The organism is Dietzia sp. IBK-p2-16D (genome assembly GCF_057773085.1).
In genome coordinates this window covers 288,678-304,666 of sequence record NZ_JBYMTL010000006.1, presented here as the reverse complement: position 1 = coordinate 304,666, position 15,989 = coordinate 288,678, and the positions used below count along the sequence as shown (strand labels likewise).

Sequence of the window (15,989 nt, the reverse complement as noted above, 5' to 3'; positions counted from 1 at the left end):
AACTGGCTGTTCAAACCAAAAACGCGACCCCCACGACAGGGATGTGAAAGGGTCGCAACCAAACAAAAAATTTGGCACTATCACAAACAAAACACACTGTTGAGTTCTCAAACAACACCCACACACCGTCTCCACGCGGCATCTCTGTCTCGTGTCACCCGGGGTGAATCTCGCTGCCCTCTTCGAGAAGGCAACTCCACCAGCGTAACAGTCCCGCTCGCCGATTCACAAACCGGCCAACTTCTCTGCCTCGCTGCTTCGCTGCGACTCTCTCGAGAGCAACTTCTCCATGTTAGCTATCCGGTCTCACCGAGTCAAACCGGCGGATCTTCCTGCTGTTCGGAGCTCGTCTCCTCGGCGTCCCCGGCCTCTCGGCCCGGGCCGCTCTCGGCGACGTCCAATAAGTTACGCAGACGTGAATGGAAACGCAAACCCACAGGTAAACCGCGCTAAACGACGAAGGCGCCGGGGTCACCGGCGCCTTCGTCCCCGCTGGGCTCAGTTGAGCTTGACCCCGGCGAAGTTCTTCTTGCCCCGTCGGAGCACCAACCATGAGCCGTGCAGGAGGTCCCCTGCCGCCGGCGTCCATTCCGGGTCCGACACCCGCTCGTTGTTCACGTAGGCGCCGCCCTCGCCGATGGCGCGTCGGGCCGCCCCCTTGCTGTCGCTCAGACCGGAGGCCACCAGGAGATCGACGATCGTGACGGGCTCTCCCCGGGCGATCTCGACCGCTCCGGCGTCGTCGAGCGCGGCCGCGAGTGTCGATTCGTCGAGACCGGAGAGCTCTCCCCTACCGAACAGCGCCTGCGCGGCGGCCTGGACGGACTCCGTCGCCGCCACCCCGTGCACCAGTGTCGTCATCTCCTCGGCGAGTCGCTTCTGCGCCGCCCGCAGGTGGGGCTTGTCCCGGGTGAGCTCCTCGAGCTCGTCGATCTCCTCCCGTCCGAGGAAGGAGAACCACCGCAGGTAACGCACCACATCGGCGTCAGCGGTATTGAGGAAGTACTGGTACCAGGTGTACGGGCTCGTCATCGCGGGATCGAGCCACAGGCTGCCGCCGCCCGTGGACTTCCCGAATTTCTTGCCGTCGGACGAGGTCACCAGGGGGACGGTCACGGCGTGGACGGATTCCCCGTCGACGCGACGGTTCAGGTCGACGCCGCCGATGATGTTGCCCCACTGGTCGGAACCGCCCAGCTGCAGCGTGCAGTCCAGGTTGCGGCGCAGCTGAAGGAAGTCGTTCGCCTGCAGGAGCATGTACGAGAACTCGGTGAACGAAATACCCTCGCCCTCCAGCCGACGCTTGACCGTGTCGCGACCCAGCATCGTGTTGAGGGAGAAGTGCTTGCCCACGTCGCGGAGGAACTCGATCACGGACATGTGCCCAGTCCACTGCATGTTGTTGACCACCCGCGCCCCCGTGGGCCCCTCGGTGAGGTCGACGAACCGCTCGAGCTGTCCGGCGATCCGCTCGGTCCACTCCGCCACGGTGTCGGAGGTGTTCATGACCCGCTCCCCCACGTCGCGGGGGTCACCGATCATGCCGGTGGCGCCGCCGGCCAGAACGATCGGCCGGTGCCCGGCCAGCTGGAAGCGGCGAAGCGTCAGCAGCGGGATGAGGTGACCGGCGTGCAGGCTCGGCCCGGTCGGGTCGAAACCGCAGTACAGCGACACGGCCCCCTCGTCGAGGTGCGCCCGGAGCGCGTCGAGATCTGTCGACTGGGCGATCAGCCCGCGCCACTGGAGTTCATCGAGGATGTTGTTGGTCACGACCGTCATTGTCCCCCATCGGCGTGCCGGGCCACCACGGGGCGGGTCACCTGCGGTGCCCGTGGACTGCGGCGGTACGTCGAGACCTCCCGCGCGCCGGCCACCCAGAAGCGCCACGGACGATCCGCCTCACGGGAAACCCCGACCCGGGGGCCGGAACGAATCCGGGCCCCGGGGACAGGTTCCGGCCGGAAATGGACCGACGACGACGGGTCGAGCACGTCGATACCTCGCATCGACAGGTCGATGCCCAGGGTCCTGCCGAGATTCCCGGGGCCGCGGGCCGCGCGCTCGGCGACGACGCCCGGCCGGCGGGTGCCCACGATCTCGTGACCATCCGCGATGCGGGCGGCCCGGAGCAGCACACCTCCGCCCTCCCCGGCGGGGCGGCACGTGATGTTCACGCACTGGTGGATCCCGTGGCTCAGATAGACGTACAGGTGCCCCGCGTCCCCGAACATCACCTGGTTCCGGGCCGTGGGTCCCGGCCAGGTGTGTGCCGCCGCGTCGGGGAACGGGGAACCGGGCGGGCCGCCGTAGGCCTCGACCTCGAGGATCCGTACCGCGACCGCGCCGTGCGACAGGACCCCGCCGAGCAGCGCCCGGGCCGCGGTGTCGGGAGACGAATCCCGTAGCAGCGTCCGGAACCGATCGGAGTCGACGACGTCGATCGGGTCGGTCCGGTCGTCGGGGGACGTCACCCCTCGGTGCCTCCCCCTGCCAGGGCGACCAGTTCCGCATGCTCGGCGTCGTCGACCTGCCGGGACTCGTCGACCAACAGGACCGGGATGCCGTCGTCGATGCGGTAGGCACGACGCAGACGCGGGTTGTAGAGCGTCTCCGGTCCCGCGAGCAGGAGCGGTCCCTTGTCCTCGGGACAGGCGAGGATGTCGAGTAGACGTGCGTCGATGACGGACATGGCGCTCAGCCTACCCAGCCGGCGAACTCATCGCGGATCTCGCCCAGCCGCCGGCGCTGTTCGGCCACCGCGTCGCCCGCGGTGCCACCCCGGGCGTTCCTCGACGCGATCGAACCGGTGACGGTGAGGACCTCGCGTACCTCCGGCGTCAGCGCGGGGTCCACGGCAGCCAACTCGTCGTCGTCCAACTCATCGAGCCCGACGCCGCGGTTCTCCGCCACGCGCACGCACTCCCCCGCCGCCTCGTGGGCGACCCGGAACGGGACGCCCTGTCGCACCATCCACTCCGCGATGTCGGTCGCCAGGGTGAACCCGGCGGGAGCCAGCTCGGCGAGTCGCGCCGGGTGGAACTCCAGGGTGGCCACGAGTCCGGCCATGGCCGGCAGCAACAGATCCAGCTGCGCCACCGAGTCGAAGACCGGTTCCTTGTCCTCCTGCAGGTCGCGGTTGTAGGCGAGCGGCTGCGCCTTGAGGGTCGCCAGCAGTCCCGTCAGGTTCCCGATCAGTCGACCGGTCTTCCCGCGCATCAACTCGGCCACGTCGGGGTTCTTCTTCTGCGGCATGATCGAACTGCCCGTCGACCATTCGTCGGCCAGCGTGACGTACCCGAACTCCGGGGTCGACCAGGCGATGATCTCCTCCGCCAGGCGGGACAGGTCGACCGCGATCTGCGCGAGCACGTACGAGGCCTCGGCGGCGAAGTCGCGGGAGCTGGTGGCGTCGATCGAGTTGTCCGCCGCGCGATCGAAGCCCAGTTCGGCGGCGATCGCATCCGGGTCCAGTCCCAGCGAGGACCCCGCCAGCGCACCCGACCCGTACGGCGACACCGCCAGCCGACGATCGAGGTCACGGATCCGGTCCAGGTCGCGCAACAGCGGCTGGGCGTGCGCGAGCAACTGGTGGGCGAGCAGGACCGGCTGCGCGGCCTGGAAGTGGGTCTTGCCCGGCATCACCGTCTCCGGGTGGGCGTCGGCCTGGGCGACCAACGCATCGATCACGTCGAGCACCCCTGCGGCGACCGCCCGCACGGCATCGCGGAGCCACATGCGGAACAGCGTGGCCACCTGGTCGTTGCGGGACCGGCCGGCACGGAGCCGACCGCCCACCTCGGGACCGACCCGCTCGATCAACCCTCGCTCGAGGGCGCCGTGGACGTCCTCGTCGGACTCGGCCGGGACGTAGGCACCGGAATCGACATCCGCGGCGAGACGATCCAGCCCGTCGAGCATGGTGTCGAGGTCGGGACCGGTGAGCAGACCCGCGCGGTGGAGGACCCGTGCGTGCGCCTTGGACGCCCGGATGTCGTACGGGGCGAGTTCCCAGTCGAAGTGGGTGGACTTGCTCAACGCGGCCATGGCCTCCGTCGGCCCGCCGGCGAAGCGGCCGCCCCACAGCGCGCCGGTGTTGGTGCCGTGCCGACCGGCGTGACCCTGGTCCGCACTCACAGGCCGAGGTCCCGCTTCGCGGCGATCTTCGAACTCAGGCCGTGCAGGTTCACGAAGCCCTTGGCGTAGCTCTGATCGAACGAGTCGCCCTCGTCGTAGGTGGCGAGGTTGAAGTCGTAGAGCGAGGAGTCGGAGCGGCGCCCGTTGACGGTGATCGAACCCCCGTGCAGGACCATCCGGATGTCGCCCGACACGTGTTCCTGGGTCTTGTCGATGAAGGCGTCCAGGGCGTACTTGAGCGGCGAGAACCACAGTCCGTCGTAGACGGCGTTGGACCAGGTGTCCGAGACGCCGGACTTGTACCGGGCCAGTTCGCGCTCGAGCGTGACGTCCTCGAGCGCCTTGTGGGCGGTGATGAGGATCATGGCACCCGGGGCCTCGTAGACCTCACGGCTCTTGATGCCCACCAGGCGGTCCTCGACCATGTCGAGCCGCCCGACGCCCTGCGCGCCGCCGCGACGGTTGAGCTCCTCGATCGCCTCGAGCACGCTCACCTTGCGGCCGTCGATCGCGACCGGCACTCCCTCGGCGAAGGTCACCGTCACCTCATCGGGTGCGGCGAAGTTGATCGTCGGATCCTCGGTGTAGTCGTAGACGTCCTTCGTCGGGGCGTTCCACAGGTCCTCCAGGAATCCGGTCTCGACCGCACGGCCCCAGACGTTCTGGTCGATGGAGAACGGCGACTTCTTGGTGACGTTGATCGGGATCTCGTTCTGCTCCGCGAACTCGATCGCCTTCTCACGGGTCCACGCGTAGTCGCGGACCGGCGCGATCACGTCGAGGTCCGGCGCGAGAGCGCCGAAACCGACCTCGAAACGGACCTGGTCGTTCCCCTTGCCCGTGCACCCGTGGGCCACGGCCGTGCCGCCGTGCATCTTGGCCGCGGTCACCAGGTGCTTGACGATGAGCGGACGGGAGATAGCGGAGACCAGCGGGTACTCGCGCATGTACAGGCCGTTGGCCTTGATCGTGGGGGCGCAGTACTCGTCGGCGAACTCGTCCCGGGCGTCCACGACCACCGACTCGACGGCGCCGCAGTCCAGTGCACGCTGCCGGACGACGTCCATGTCCTCACCGCCCTGGCCCAGGTCGATGGCCACGGCGACGACCTCGGCGCCGGTCTCCTTACCGATCCAGCTGATGGCCACGGAAGTATCTAGTCCGCCGGAGTAGGCGAGGACGACGCGATCGGACATGGTGTTCTCCTAGAGGTATGGGATGGGTCGAGGGTCGGTGTGCGGGACCGGTCAGAGTTGGCGTCGCGCCAACCCGGCCAGCCGATCCGCGAGTTCAGCGCCGGTGACGGGTTCGCGCGCCATGACGAATATGGTGTCATCCCCCGCGATCGTCCCGACGACGTCGTCCGGATTGGCCCGGTCGAGGGCGCTGGCGAGGAAGTTGGCCGCCCCGGGGGGTGTCCGCAGGACGGCGATGTTTCCGCTGTGATCGGCGGACACGAGCAGGTCGGCGAGCAGCTTGCCAAGTCGGTCGGTGCCACCCGGGATCCCCGGGACGTGGCTTCCGTCCTCCGGGATCACGTAGCGGCCTGCGCCACCGTCCGCCGCGCGGAGCTTGACGGCGCCGAGTTCGTCGAGGTCCCGGCTGAGGGTGGCGACCGCCACGGCGATGCCCTCCTGTGCCAACGCCTCCGCGAGCTCGGTCTGGCTGCGTACCGCCTGTCGACGGAGGATCTCCACGATCCGCGCGTGTCGGGCGGTCCGACTCACGGTGCCGATGGCGGTCACGTTCGCTCCAGGAGCCACACCAGCAGCGCCTTCTGCGCGTGGAGCCGGTTCTCTGCCTCGTCGAACACGCGGCTGCGGGGCCCGTCGATCACCTCCGCGGTGATCTCCTTGTCCCGGTAGGCGGGTAGGCAGTGCAGGACGATCACGTCATCCGACGCCCTGTCCACGGCGACCCGGCCCAGCTGGTACCCGGCCAGGTCGCGCAGTCGCTCGGACGCGGAGTCCTCCATCCCCATGGACACCCAGGTGTCGGTGATGAGGACGTCGGCGCCGTCGACGGCCCGGTCGACGTCGGTCGTGATGGTCACCGAACCGCCGGTCTCCGCCGCGATCCGCTCGGCGTCGGCGACCACCCGGCCGGTGGGCTGATACCCCTCGGGGGCCGCGATGGTGATGTGCATGCCGGCGGTCGCGAACCCGAGGAGGTACGAGTGCCCCATGTTGTTGGCCCCGTCGCCCAGGTACACCGCCCGGAGTCCCTCGGTTCGGCCGAAGTTCTCCCGGATGGTGAGCAGGTCGGCCAGGATCTGGCACGGATGGAACTCGTCGCTCAGGGCGTTGACGACGGGGACGTCGGAGTGGGCGGCGAGTTCGACCAGACCGTCCTGCGAATAGGTGCGCCAGACGATCGCCTCGACGTAGCGCGACATCACCCGGGCGGTGTCGGAGAGGGTCTCCCCCTTGCCCATCTGGGTGGAGCCGGACTCGACGACGATGGCGTTGCCGCCCAGTTCCGCGATCCCGGCGTCGAACGAGAACCGGGTGCGGGTGGACGTCTTGTCGAAGATGACCGCGACCGACCGGGGCCCCTCCAGGGGGCGGGCGGAGAACGGGTCGGCCTTGAGCCTCAACCCGAGGTCCAGGACCTCGGCCTGCTCGCGGGGGCTGAGGTCATCGTCGCGCAGGAAGTGACGGATGACGCGCGTGGAGGAGTCCGCCGTGGCCGGGGAACCCGCAGTGGTCGACGTGCTGGCGGTCGGACCGGTCATGACGAGGACTCCTTCTGGGCTGCGATGGTGGACGACGCGGTGTCGAGGATCCCGGGCAGTGCGGACACGAACTCGGCGACCTGCTGTTCGGAGAGGATGAGCGGTGGCGCGAGCCGGACCACGTCCGCGGTGGTGGCACCCACCAGGTAGCCGGCGTCGCGCGCCGCCTCCTCCACCGCCTTGGCGGCCGGTGCGGTGAGCACCATCCCGAGCAGGAGGCCCCGGCCGCGCACGTGGTCCACGAGCGGGTGGTCGAGGCACTCGATCTCGGCGGCGATGATCTTCCCGAGGCGGTCGACGTGCGCCACGAGGTCGTCGGACTCGATGGTCTCGAGCACCGCGAGCGCCGCGGCGCACGAGACGGGGTTCCCGCCGAAGGTGGTGCCGTGCTGGCCGGCGGTGAGCAGCTCGCCGGCGGCGCCGACGCCGAGGCAGGCGCCGATGGGCAGCCCGCCACCGAGCCCCTTGGCCAGGGTGATCACGTCGGGGACGACCCCGGCCTTGCGGCAGGCGAACATCGCGCCCGTGCGGGCGATGCCGGTCTGGACCTCGTCGACGATCATGAGGATCCCGTGGGCGGTGCACAGGGCCCGGACGTCCGCGAGGAAGCCCTCGGGCGGTTCGACGACGCCGCCCTCGCCCTGGATCGGCTCGACGATCACCGCGGCGGTGTCGTCCGGGGCCGTCTCCACGAGCGCGGTGAGGGCCTCGATGTCGCCGTAGGGGAAGAACTCGACGCCGGCGGGCATCGGCTCGAACGGCGCGCGCTTGGCGGGTTGGCCGGTCATCGCCAACGCCCCCATCGTCCGGCCGTGGAAGCCGTTCTGCGCGGCGAGGATCCGGGACCGGCCCGTGCGCCGGGCGATCTTGAACGCGGCCTCGTTGGCCTCGGCTCCCGAGTTGCAGAAGAAGGCCCGGACGGGTTGGTCGACGGCCAGCAGGGACTCGAGCCGCTCGGCCAGCTCCACCACCCTGGGGTGGAGGTACAGGTTGGAGACGTGCCCCAACTCGGCCACCTGGCGGCTGACCGCCTCGACGACCGCGGGGTGGGCGTGGCCGAGGGAGTTCACCGCGATCCCGCCGAGCAGGTCCGTGTACTCGCGCCCGTCGGCGGCCGTGACCGTGACCCCGCGTCCCGAGATCAACTCGAGTGGCGGGGTGCCGTAGTTGCGCATGAGGGCGGAGTCCCACCGTGAGGTGAGGTCGGTGGAGGTGTGGGTGTCGGTGTGCGTGGTGCTCATCTGTCGGCTCCTGCCGGTGACCGGGTTTCGTGGTTGCCCTCGGTGACCATGGTCCCGATGCCCCCTTCGGTGAGGATCTCGAGGAGCACCGAGTGCTCGACGCGTCCGTCGATGACGTGGGCGGCGTGGACCCCGCCCCGGACCGCGCGCAGGCAGGCCTCCATCTTCGGCACCATCCCGCTCTCGAGGGACGGTAGGAGCCGCTCGAGCGGCTCGGTACCGAGGTGGGTCACGAGCGAGGAACGGTCCGGCCAGTCGGTGTAGAGGCCCTCCACGTCGGTGAGGACGATGAGTTTCTCCGCGCCGAGTGCCGCCGCGAGTGCGCCGGCCGCCGAGTCGGCATTGATGTTGTGGACGGTGCCGTCGGAGTCGGGTGCGATGGTCGACACCACCGGGATCCGTCCGGCCTCGATCAAATCGAGCACGGCGCGCGGGTCCACCGATTCCACATCGCCGACCAGACCGATGTCGGTGGGCTCCCCGTCGACCATCGCCGTCCGGCGGACCGCGGTGAACAGGCCTGCGTCCTCGCCGGAGATCCCGACCGCATACGGGCCGTGCGCGTTGATGAGCCCGACCAGCTCGCGTCCGACCTGGCCGAACAGCACCATGCGGACGATGTCCATGACCTCGGGAGTGGTGACCCGGAACCCGCCGCGGAACTCACCCTCCATGCCCAGTCGGCCGAGCATCGAGGTGATCTGCGGACCGCCCCCGTGGACCACGACGGGCTTGAGCCCGCAGGTCCGCAGGAACACCATGTCCGCCGCGAAGGCGGCCTTGAGGTCGTCGTCGACCATCGCATTGCCGCCGTACTTCACCACGACGATCTTGTCGTGGAACTTCTGCAGCCACGGCAGTGCCTCGGCGAGGACGTGCGCGCGGACGAACGGCGTCAGTTCGGTGGAACCGTCGTTCATCGCTGTGGTCATGTCAGGCCTCTCCGGGCTGGTCGGGAAGTGTCAGGGTGAGACGGACGTCGGCGCCGCCGCGGTGGTGGAACCGGAACTCCACCCCATCGGCGGTGCGCGCGGGTTCCGGCCACGGGGACTGATCGGTGTCCGGACGGAAGACGAGCACCTCGATCGGGCCGGCCTCGGCATCCGACCGGGCGCTGACGAACCGGGCGACGTCCTCGGCGACCTCGTGCGTGAACGTGAAGTCCTCGCCGGGTGCACCGGAGCCGGGACCGTCGAGCAGGACGACCGCACGGATCGACGGGACCTCGGCGCTGAGGACGCTCCACCGCAGTTCCGCGGCGTCGGCTTCGTCGCCGTCGACCTCCAGGACGGCCGTCGCGCCGGCGGGGGTGACCCAGAACACCGCGTTCTTCTCCACGGGATCGGACCACGCCTCGAGGCCGTGGGCGTGGCCCATGGGCGTCGCTCCGGACAGGGTGTCCGCACTCACGGGGCCAGCCCGACCGTACTGAGGCCGGCGGTCTCCGGGAGGCCGAGCGCGAGGTTCATCGACTGGATCGCGCCGCCGGCGGTGCCCTTGGCCAGGTTGTCGATCGCCGCGGTCAACACCGCCCGGCCGGCGCGCTCGTCGACCTCGATGCCGAGCTGTACCGCATTAGACCCGAGGACGGATGCGGTCATGGGCTGCACGCCCGCGGGCAGGACGTGGACGAACGGCTCGTCGCCGAACGCCGCGGCGTACACCGCGCGGAGTTCCTCGGCGGTCGCCGTCGTGGGCGCGACCGCGGTGGTGAGGATGCCGCGGGCCATGGGAGCGAGGACCGGGGTGAAGCTCACCGACACCTCCGCGTCGGTGACCGCGCGGAGGTTCTGGATGATCTCCGGGGTGTGCCGGTGGGTGGTCACCCCATAGGCCTTGGCCGAGCCCATGACCTCGGCGGCGAGCATCGGGACCTTGGCGGCCTTGCCGGCACCCGACGCGCCGGTCACCGAGACGATCGTGATGGCGGAGGGGTCGACGAGACCGGCCGCGACCGCGGGGAACAAGGCCAGCGTGGCTCCGGTGGGGAAACACCCCGGGACCGCGATGCGACGGGTGGACCGCAGCGCCTCGCGCGCGCCGGGGAGCTCAGGGAGCCCGTAGGGCCAGGTCCCGGCGTGGTCGGAGCCGTAGTACGCCGTCCAGTCGCCCGCGTCCGAGAGCCGGAAATCCGCGCCCAGGTCGACGACGAGGACGTCCGGTCCGAGCTGTTCGGCGATCGCCGCGGAGTGCCCGTGGGGCAGACCCAGCACCACCACGTCGTGACCCGCGAGGGTGTCCGCGCTCGTTTCCACGAGGACGCGGTCCGCGAGCGGCAGGAGATGCGGGTGGTGCTCCCCCATCGACTGTCCGGCACTCGACCCGGCGGCGAGGGCGCCGATCTCGAGCTCACCCGAGGCGTAGGAGGGGTGCCCCAGGATGAGGCGGAGGAACTCCCCGCCCGCGTAACCCGAAGCACCTGCGACCGCTACCGTGATTGCCATACGCACGAGTATGCACTACTTCGCAATCTTTTGCATGTCGCAGGCCTGCCCCGTCCCGACCCCCAGGCCACCAGCCCTCGGCGGGCTCAGGCCCCGATCTGGCGCCGGCCACCCGCGAACCGGCTCTGCCCCAGATCCACCGAGCCACCGACCCGGCGCCCCTCCTCGATCCCGGACATACCGACCCGGCGGCGGGCGCCGCGCACGGCGGTCGGGAAGCGGCGGCGGAGTTCGGCATCCGCGCGCTGGGAGTCGGATCGCAGTACGAGCCCCGCCCCCGCGGCGTCCCGGCTGGAAGCCACCGCGCCCCGCTCGGCGGCCTCCAGCCGACGCCCCACCTCGAACGCGAAGCCGGTCATGAACGACTTGCGATGGGTGACGGCGGAAACCCCCGGGGCGGGCTGCTGGCGGGCGGCCGCGGCGAGCATCACCCCGGTGAGCGCCCCGACGAGCATGCCCACCCGTTCGACGTGGCGCCGCACGCCCACGATGTGCACGACCCGGGTGCCGTCCCCGCGGGCGGAGGTGACGGCCCGGCAGTGCATGGCCGTGGAGAGGGCGGCCACCAGGCCCACCTGGTCGGGTTGGTAACGGCCCGAGATCACGTGGTCGAGGACCGCCACCTCGGCGGCCGTGGTGTCCGGTCCGGTCCGCGCCAGCGCCTCGTCGACCCCGTACTTGGCGAGCAGCGCGTAGGCGCGTTCGAGCAGGACCTCGGCCTCCGGCGTGCCCGCCACGCTCTCGGCTTTGGCGAAGAGTTTGCGGACCCGTTCCAGAGCCTTCTCCGTGGGCGGTCGTCCCGCCGTCTCGTGGGCGCCCCGTGACGAGGTCCGGAAGTCGTCCTGGGAAGTGGTGTGGGAGGTGTTCACTGTGTACTCCTGATCGTCTCGGCCTTCTGGCGCGAGCGATATTCGCACAGGTGTACGACACCGTACGGTCGCGTCACGCAGCCGCCGCAGGTCAGTGGTGCAGGAACCACGTGTGGTCGAGCGGACCGGAACCGTGTCCCACGTCCAGCGCGAGCCCGCCCTGCAGCGCCCCGTCGATCCACGGCCGGACGCGACGGTAGGCCGCCTCCCAGTCGCGGGCCCCCACCCTGGCGGTGGCCAGCGCCGAGGACAGCGAACACCCGGTGCCGTGGGTGTGCGGGGTGTCGACGCGGACGAACGGGAGCCGCAGCGTCGTGCGCCGGTCCCCCTCGGACTCCACCAGCACGTCCTCGGCGCTGCCGTCCTCGAGGTCCCCGGTCGTGGCGAGCACCGCGCAGCCGGTCTGCTCGTGCACCAGTTCGGCCTGCCCGACGATGGTCTCGATGTGCTCCGCGGGTTCACCGCCGCACAGGACCGCGAGTTCCGGGACGTTGGGGGTGACTAGGTCGACGAGCGGGACGAGGTCGCGCAGCATCCGTGCCGCGTCGTCTGTGGCGAGCCTGCCGCCGGTGGTGGCGACCATGACCGGGTCGAGGACGACGTGGGGAGGTCGACGACGACGAAGCCAGTCGCCCACCGCCTCGACGAGCCCGGCTTCGCCGAGCATGCCGATCTTGACGGCGTCGATGGTCACGTCATCGGCAACGGCGTCGAGCTGGGCGATGACGATGTCGACGGGCACGGCGTGCACCCCGGACACCCCGACGGTGTTCTGGACGGTGACCGCGGTGACGGCACCCATCCCGTACCCGCCCATCGCGGCGACCGCCTTGGTGTCAGCGAGCAGTCCGGCCCCGCCGGACGGGTCCGTGCCCGCGATGCACAGCACCCGCGGAACCCGAGCCGCGGTGGTGGGTCCGTCGTCAACCACGCAGGCTCGCCCCCACGGCTGCCTCCGCGGCCTCGACGGCGGCGGTACGCCACGCGCTCGCCTCGTCCTCGGTGAGCGTGCGGTCCCCGGCCCGGAACGTCAATGCGTAGGCCAGCGACTTGCGCCCGTCCCCGAGCTGGGCACCGGTGTACACGTCGAACAACCGCACGCTCTCCAGCAGCTCCCCGCCACCCGATCGGAGTGCCGCCTCGACCTCGGCGGCTGGGACCGCGGCGTCCACGACGAGCGCGACGTCCTGGTTCACGGACGGGAAGGGCGAGATGGTCGGGGCGGGCAGGACCTCGCGGGCGCCGATCGCGGTGAGGTCCAGCTCGACGGCGCAGGTGCGCGCCGGCAGTCCGAGTCGCTCGCACGCCGCGGGGTGCAGCTCGCCGGCATGACCGACGACCACGGCGACCCCCGCCCCTGCGTCCGACGACCCGTCGTCCGCCGCACCGGCGTCGACCAGGACCTCCACGCAGCGGCCCGGGTGCCAGGGCGCACGCTCGGCCGCCCGCACCTCGACCTCGGCGCCGAGGGCCCGGCCGACGATCCTGGCTGCCTCCACCGCGTCGAGTGCGTCGGCCTCCCGGCCCGGACCGAAGTGCCCGGCGGGCTCCCTCCTGCCGGTGTAGAGGGCCGCCACGTGGAGCGGCTGCTCGGGCAGGGACGCGGCAAGCTTGTCGCGCTCCCGGAGGGTCGGCTCACGGTCGACGGGCAGCATGTCCACCCCGGACGTGGCCGGCGTCCGGAACGACACCTGCGCGACGGAGAACAGCGCGAGATCGCGGGTACCGCGCGTGATGTTGCGGCGGGCGATCTCGACCAGCGAGGGCACCAGCGTGGTCGCCAGATGCGCCTTGTCGCTCTCCAGGGGGTTGACCACGGACATGGTGCTGCGGCGCTCGTCGTCGTCGTCCAGTCCCATCGCGTCGAACACCGCCGGATCGCAGAACGGGGAGGTCAGCACCTCGACGTGCCCGGCCGCGGCCAGGGCGTGGCCCACGGCGCGTCGGCCGCGCTGGACGGCGGTGAGGCCGCGACCGGCGGGAGCGGTGGGCAGGACCGACGGGATGTTCTCCAGTCCCTCCAGTCGCAGCACCTCCTCGACCAGGTCCGCGGGGAGGGTCAGGTCGGGGCGCCACGCCGGAGGGGTCACCTCGAGCAGGACGGCGTCGTCCCCGGCGACGGCGCAGCCGATCTGCTCCAACCGCCTGCGCGCGGTCCCAGCCGGGTACCCGACCCCCGCCACCCGGGAGGGGCGGTCGGGGTCGAAGGCGATCGTCGGCATGACGGGGGCGGATCCGACGTCCGTCAACGAGGCCTCCACGGTGCCGCCGGTGATCTCGGCGAGCAGGGTCGCCGCGCGGTCGAGTGCCGCGATGGACGCGGCCGCGTCGACCCCTCGCTCATAGCGCTTGCCCGCCTCGCTCGGGAGCTTGTGTCGGCGGATGGTCCGGAACACCGCGAGGGTGTCCCACACGGCGGCCTCGAGCAGGACGTCGGTGGTCTCGTCGGAGACCTCGGTGCTGGCGCCACCCATGACACCGGCCATCGAGATCGGTCCGCGGTCGTCGCAGATGACGACGTCCTCCGGATCGAGCGTGCGCTCGATGTCGTCGAGGGTCGTGAGCGTCTCCCCCGCCCGGGCCCGGCGGACGGTGAGCCCGCCCTGCAGACGCGCGGCGTCGAAGGCATGCATCGGGTGCCCCGACTCGAGCATGACGTAGTTGGTGACGTCGACGGCCGGGGAGATCGGTCGCACACCCGAGAGCAGCAGGCGACGGGCCATCCACCACGGGGTCCGCGCCGACGGGTCGATGCCGGTGACCCGACGCAACGCGAACCGCTGGGCCCCGGACTCGGCGGCCACCTCGAGCGGCCAGGTCTCCTTCTCCGACGGCAGCCCGAGTTCGGCCGCGGGATCGACGAAGTCGAGGTCGAAACCGCACGCGAGCTCGCGGGCCAGACCGCGGGCCGACAGGCAGTAACCACGGTCCGGCGTCACGTTGAGTTCGATCACGGTGTCCCGCTCGCCGGCGCCTGCAGCGAGAACCGGAGCCGCGGCGTCCCCGGGCTGGGCGGTGCCCTCGGCGAGGACGATGATCCCGCTGTGGTCTGAGCCGATCCCCAGCTCGGAGGCCGAGCAGATCATGCCCTCGCTCGGCCTGCCGTAGGTCTTGCGCCTGCCGATCTCGAACCCGCCCGGCAGGACGGTGCCCGGCAGCGCGACGACCACGAGGTCACCCGAAGCGAAGTTCCGCGCGCCACACACGATCTGCTGCGGCTCGCCGGCGCCCACGTCGACCAGGCAGAACCGGATGGGCTTCTTGAAGCCCTCCAGCTCCTCGATGCTGCTGACCCGGCCGATGGTGAGCGGGCCGGAGATCTCGGGCAGCTGCTCCGGCTCGCCCTCCACCTCGAGGCCGACGCGCACGAAGCCGGCGTCGAGCTCGGCCGGGCTCACCGACCAGCCGTCGTTGGCCCGCTGCAGGATCTCGGTCAGCCAGGACTGCGCAATTCGCACTGTGGGGTCCTTCGTCTTCTGGGGTGGGGTGGATGCGGCGGGTCAGGAGCGGATGCCGAACGGCAGGGAGAAGCGCACGTCGCCCTCCACCATGTCGCGCATGTCGGACAGGCCGTTGCGGAACTGCAGGGTGCGCTCCAGGCCCATGCCGAACGCGAAACCCGAGTACTCCTCGGGGTCGATTCCGCAGGCCGTCAGTACGTTGGGGTGCACCATCCCGCAGCCGCCCCACTCGACCCAGCCGGCGCCGCCCTTCTTGCGCGGGAACCACACGTCGACCTCGGCCGAGGGCTCGGTGAAGGGAAAGTAGTTGGGCCGCATGCGGGTGCGGGTCTCCGGACCGAACAGGGCCCGGGCGAAGGCGTCGAGCGCGCCACGCAGGTGGGCCATGGTCAGCCCCTTGTCGATCGCGAGCCCCTCGACCTGGTGGAACACCGGGGTGTGCGTGGCGTCGAGCTCGTCGGTGCGGAACGTCCGGCCGGGGCAGGCCACGTAGATCGGCGGCTCCCGGTCGAGCATGGTGCGGATCTGCACCGGGGAGGTGTGGGTGCGCAGCACCTGTCGACTGCCCTCGGGCGCGATGTGGAAGGTGTCCTGGAGGGTGCGCGCCGGATGGTCGGGCAGGAAGTTGAGGGCGTCGAAGTTGTAGTGCTCCGCCTCGACCTCCGGCCCTTCCGTGATCTCCCACCCCATGGCCACGAAGACGTCGGCGACCTGCTCGGTGATGATCGTGATGGGGTGCTGCGCCCCCACCGGCGCCCGCCCGGACGGGACGGTCAGGTCGAGGGTCTCGGCCACCAGGACGGCGGCGTCGCGCTCGGCCTGCAGCTCGGCCAGGCGGGCGTCGTAGGCCTGCTGGACCCGGCCGCGGGCCACGTTGACGGCCTTGCCCGCGGACGCCTTCTGCTCCTTGGGCAGGGAACCGAGGGTCCGGCGCCCCAGGGCGATCGGACTGCGGTCGCCGAGGTGTGCCGTCTTGGCGGCGGCCAGCGCCTCGAGGTCCGCGGCGGCGCCGAACGCGGCCTCGGCGTCCGCGGCGTACCCCGCCAGCGACTCCTCGTCGATCCGGACCTCGCCCGCGCCTGTCTCTTCGCTCACCGGTGCCCTCG

Annotated in this window: 15 protein-coding genes; all 15 read right to left on the bottom strand. The window is 70.8% G+C overall.

The features are described 5' to 3' along the window. Positions 1 to 498 precede the first annotated feature (498 nt). Positions 499 to 1,770 (bottom strand): tyrosine--tRNA ligase, encoded by a 1,272-nt coding sequence (gene tyrS, locus AC3DE3_RS14295; protein ID WP_312027427.1) that lies wholly within the window; start codon positions 1,768 to 1,770, stop codon positions 499 to 501. A 5-nt stretch (positions 1,771 to 1,775) separates the two neighbouring features. After that, positions 1,776 to 2,408: a DNA-3-methyladenine glycosylase gene (locus tag AC3DE3_RS14290; protein WP_260489297.1), complete on the bottom strand. Its 633-nt coding sequence runs from the start codon at positions 2,406 to 2,408 to the stop codon at positions 1,776 to 1,778. A 59-nt stretch (positions 2,409 to 2,467) separates the two neighbouring features. Then, positions 2,468 to 2,689 carry a Trm112 family protein gene (locus AC3DE3_RS14285; protein WP_260487240.1) on the bottom strand — a complete coding sequence of 74 codons (222 nt, stop codon included), beginning with the start codon at positions 2,687 to 2,689 and terminating at the stop codon, positions 2,468 to 2,470. Between the two features lie 5 nt (positions 2,690 to 2,694). Beyond that, positions 2,695 to 4,134 carry an argininosuccinate lyase gene (gene argH, locus AC3DE3_RS14280; RefSeq protein ID WP_260487239.1) on the bottom strand — a complete coding sequence of 480 codons (1,440 nt, stop codon included), beginning with the start codon at positions 4,132 to 4,134 and terminating at the stop codon, positions 2,695 to 2,697. Then, positions 4,131 to 5,330 (bottom strand): argininosuccinate synthase, encoded by a 1,200-nt coding sequence (locus AC3DE3_RS14275; RefSeq protein ID WP_488370425.1) that lies wholly within the window; start codon positions 5,328 to 5,330, stop codon positions 4,131 to 4,133. The genes argH and AC3DE3_RS14275 overlap by 4 nt, the downstream gene beginning before the upstream one ends. 51 nt (positions 5,331 to 5,381) lie before the next feature. Then, entirely contained in the window at positions 5,382 to 5,879 is a 498-nt protein-coding gene (locus tag AC3DE3_RS14270) for an arginine repressor (RefSeq protein ID WP_260487237.1), read from the bottom strand. Continuing rightward, complete coding sequence (gene argF / locus AC3DE3_RS14265) at positions 5,876 to 6,868, bottom strand: ornithine carbamoyltransferase (protein WP_260487236.1); 993 nt, start codon at positions 6,866 to 6,868, stop codon at positions 5,876 to 5,878. The genes AC3DE3_RS14270 and argF overlap by 4 nt, the downstream gene beginning before the upstream one ends. Continuing rightward, the gene (locus AC3DE3_RS14260; RefSeq protein WP_488370424.1) at positions 6,865 to 8,109 is read right to left on the bottom strand and encodes an acetylornithine transaminase; all 1,245 of its coding nucleotides are present in this window, start codon (positions 8,107 to 8,109) and stop codon (positions 6,865 to 6,867) included. Before AC3DE3_RS14260 ends, argF begins: the two co-directional genes overlap by 4 nt. Continuing rightward, positions 8,106 to 9,041, bottom strand: coding sequence for an acetylglutamate kinase (argB, locus tag AC3DE3_RS14255; RefSeq protein WP_488370423.1), 936 nt, complete (start codon positions 9,039 to 9,041; stop codon positions 8,106 to 8,108). Before argB ends, AC3DE3_RS14260 begins: the two co-directional genes overlap by 4 nt. Before the next feature lies 1 nt (position 9,042). Beyond that, positions 9,043 to 9,519 (bottom strand): hypothetical protein, encoded by a 477-nt coding sequence (locus AC3DE3_RS14250; RefSeq protein ID WP_488370422.1) that lies wholly within the window; start codon positions 9,517 to 9,519, stop codon positions 9,043 to 9,045. Next, positions 9,516 to 10,553 (bottom strand): N-acetyl-gamma-glutamyl-phosphate reductase, encoded by a 1,038-nt coding sequence (gene argC / locus AC3DE3_RS14245; RefSeq protein ID WP_260487232.1) that lies wholly within the window; start codon positions 10,551 to 10,553, stop codon positions 9,516 to 9,518. The genes AC3DE3_RS14250 and argC overlap by 4 nt, the downstream gene beginning before the upstream one ends. An 86-nt stretch (positions 10,554 to 10,639) precedes the next feature. After that, the gene (locus tag AC3DE3_RS14240) at positions 10,640 to 11,422 is read right to left on the bottom strand and encodes a DUF2786 domain-containing protein (RefSeq protein ID WP_260487231.1); all 783 of its coding nucleotides are present in this window, start codon (positions 11,420 to 11,422) and stop codon (positions 10,640 to 10,642) included. 91 nt (positions 11,423 to 11,513) lie between these two features. After that, positions 11,514 to 12,353, bottom strand: coding sequence for a bifunctional hydroxymethylpyrimidine kinase/phosphomethylpyrimidine kinase (gene thiD, locus AC3DE3_RS14235; RefSeq protein WP_260487230.1), 840 nt, complete (start codon positions 12,351 to 12,353; stop codon positions 11,514 to 11,516). After that, on the bottom strand, positions 12,346 to 14,880 hold the full coding sequence (pheT, locus tag AC3DE3_RS14230) for a phenylalanine--tRNA ligase subunit beta (RefSeq protein WP_488370421.1): 2,535 nt from the start codon (positions 14,878 to 14,880) through the stop codon (positions 12,346 to 12,348). Before pheT ends, thiD begins: the two co-directional genes overlap by 8 nt. 42 nt (positions 14,881 to 14,922) lie before the next feature. After that, positions 14,923 to 15,978, bottom strand: a complete 1,056-nt coding sequence (gene pheS / locus AC3DE3_RS14225; protein WP_488370420.1) for a phenylalanine--tRNA ligase subunit alpha — start codon at positions 15,976 to 15,978, stop codon at positions 14,923 to 14,925. Between the last annotated feature and the right edge of the window lie 11 nt (positions 15,979 to 15,989).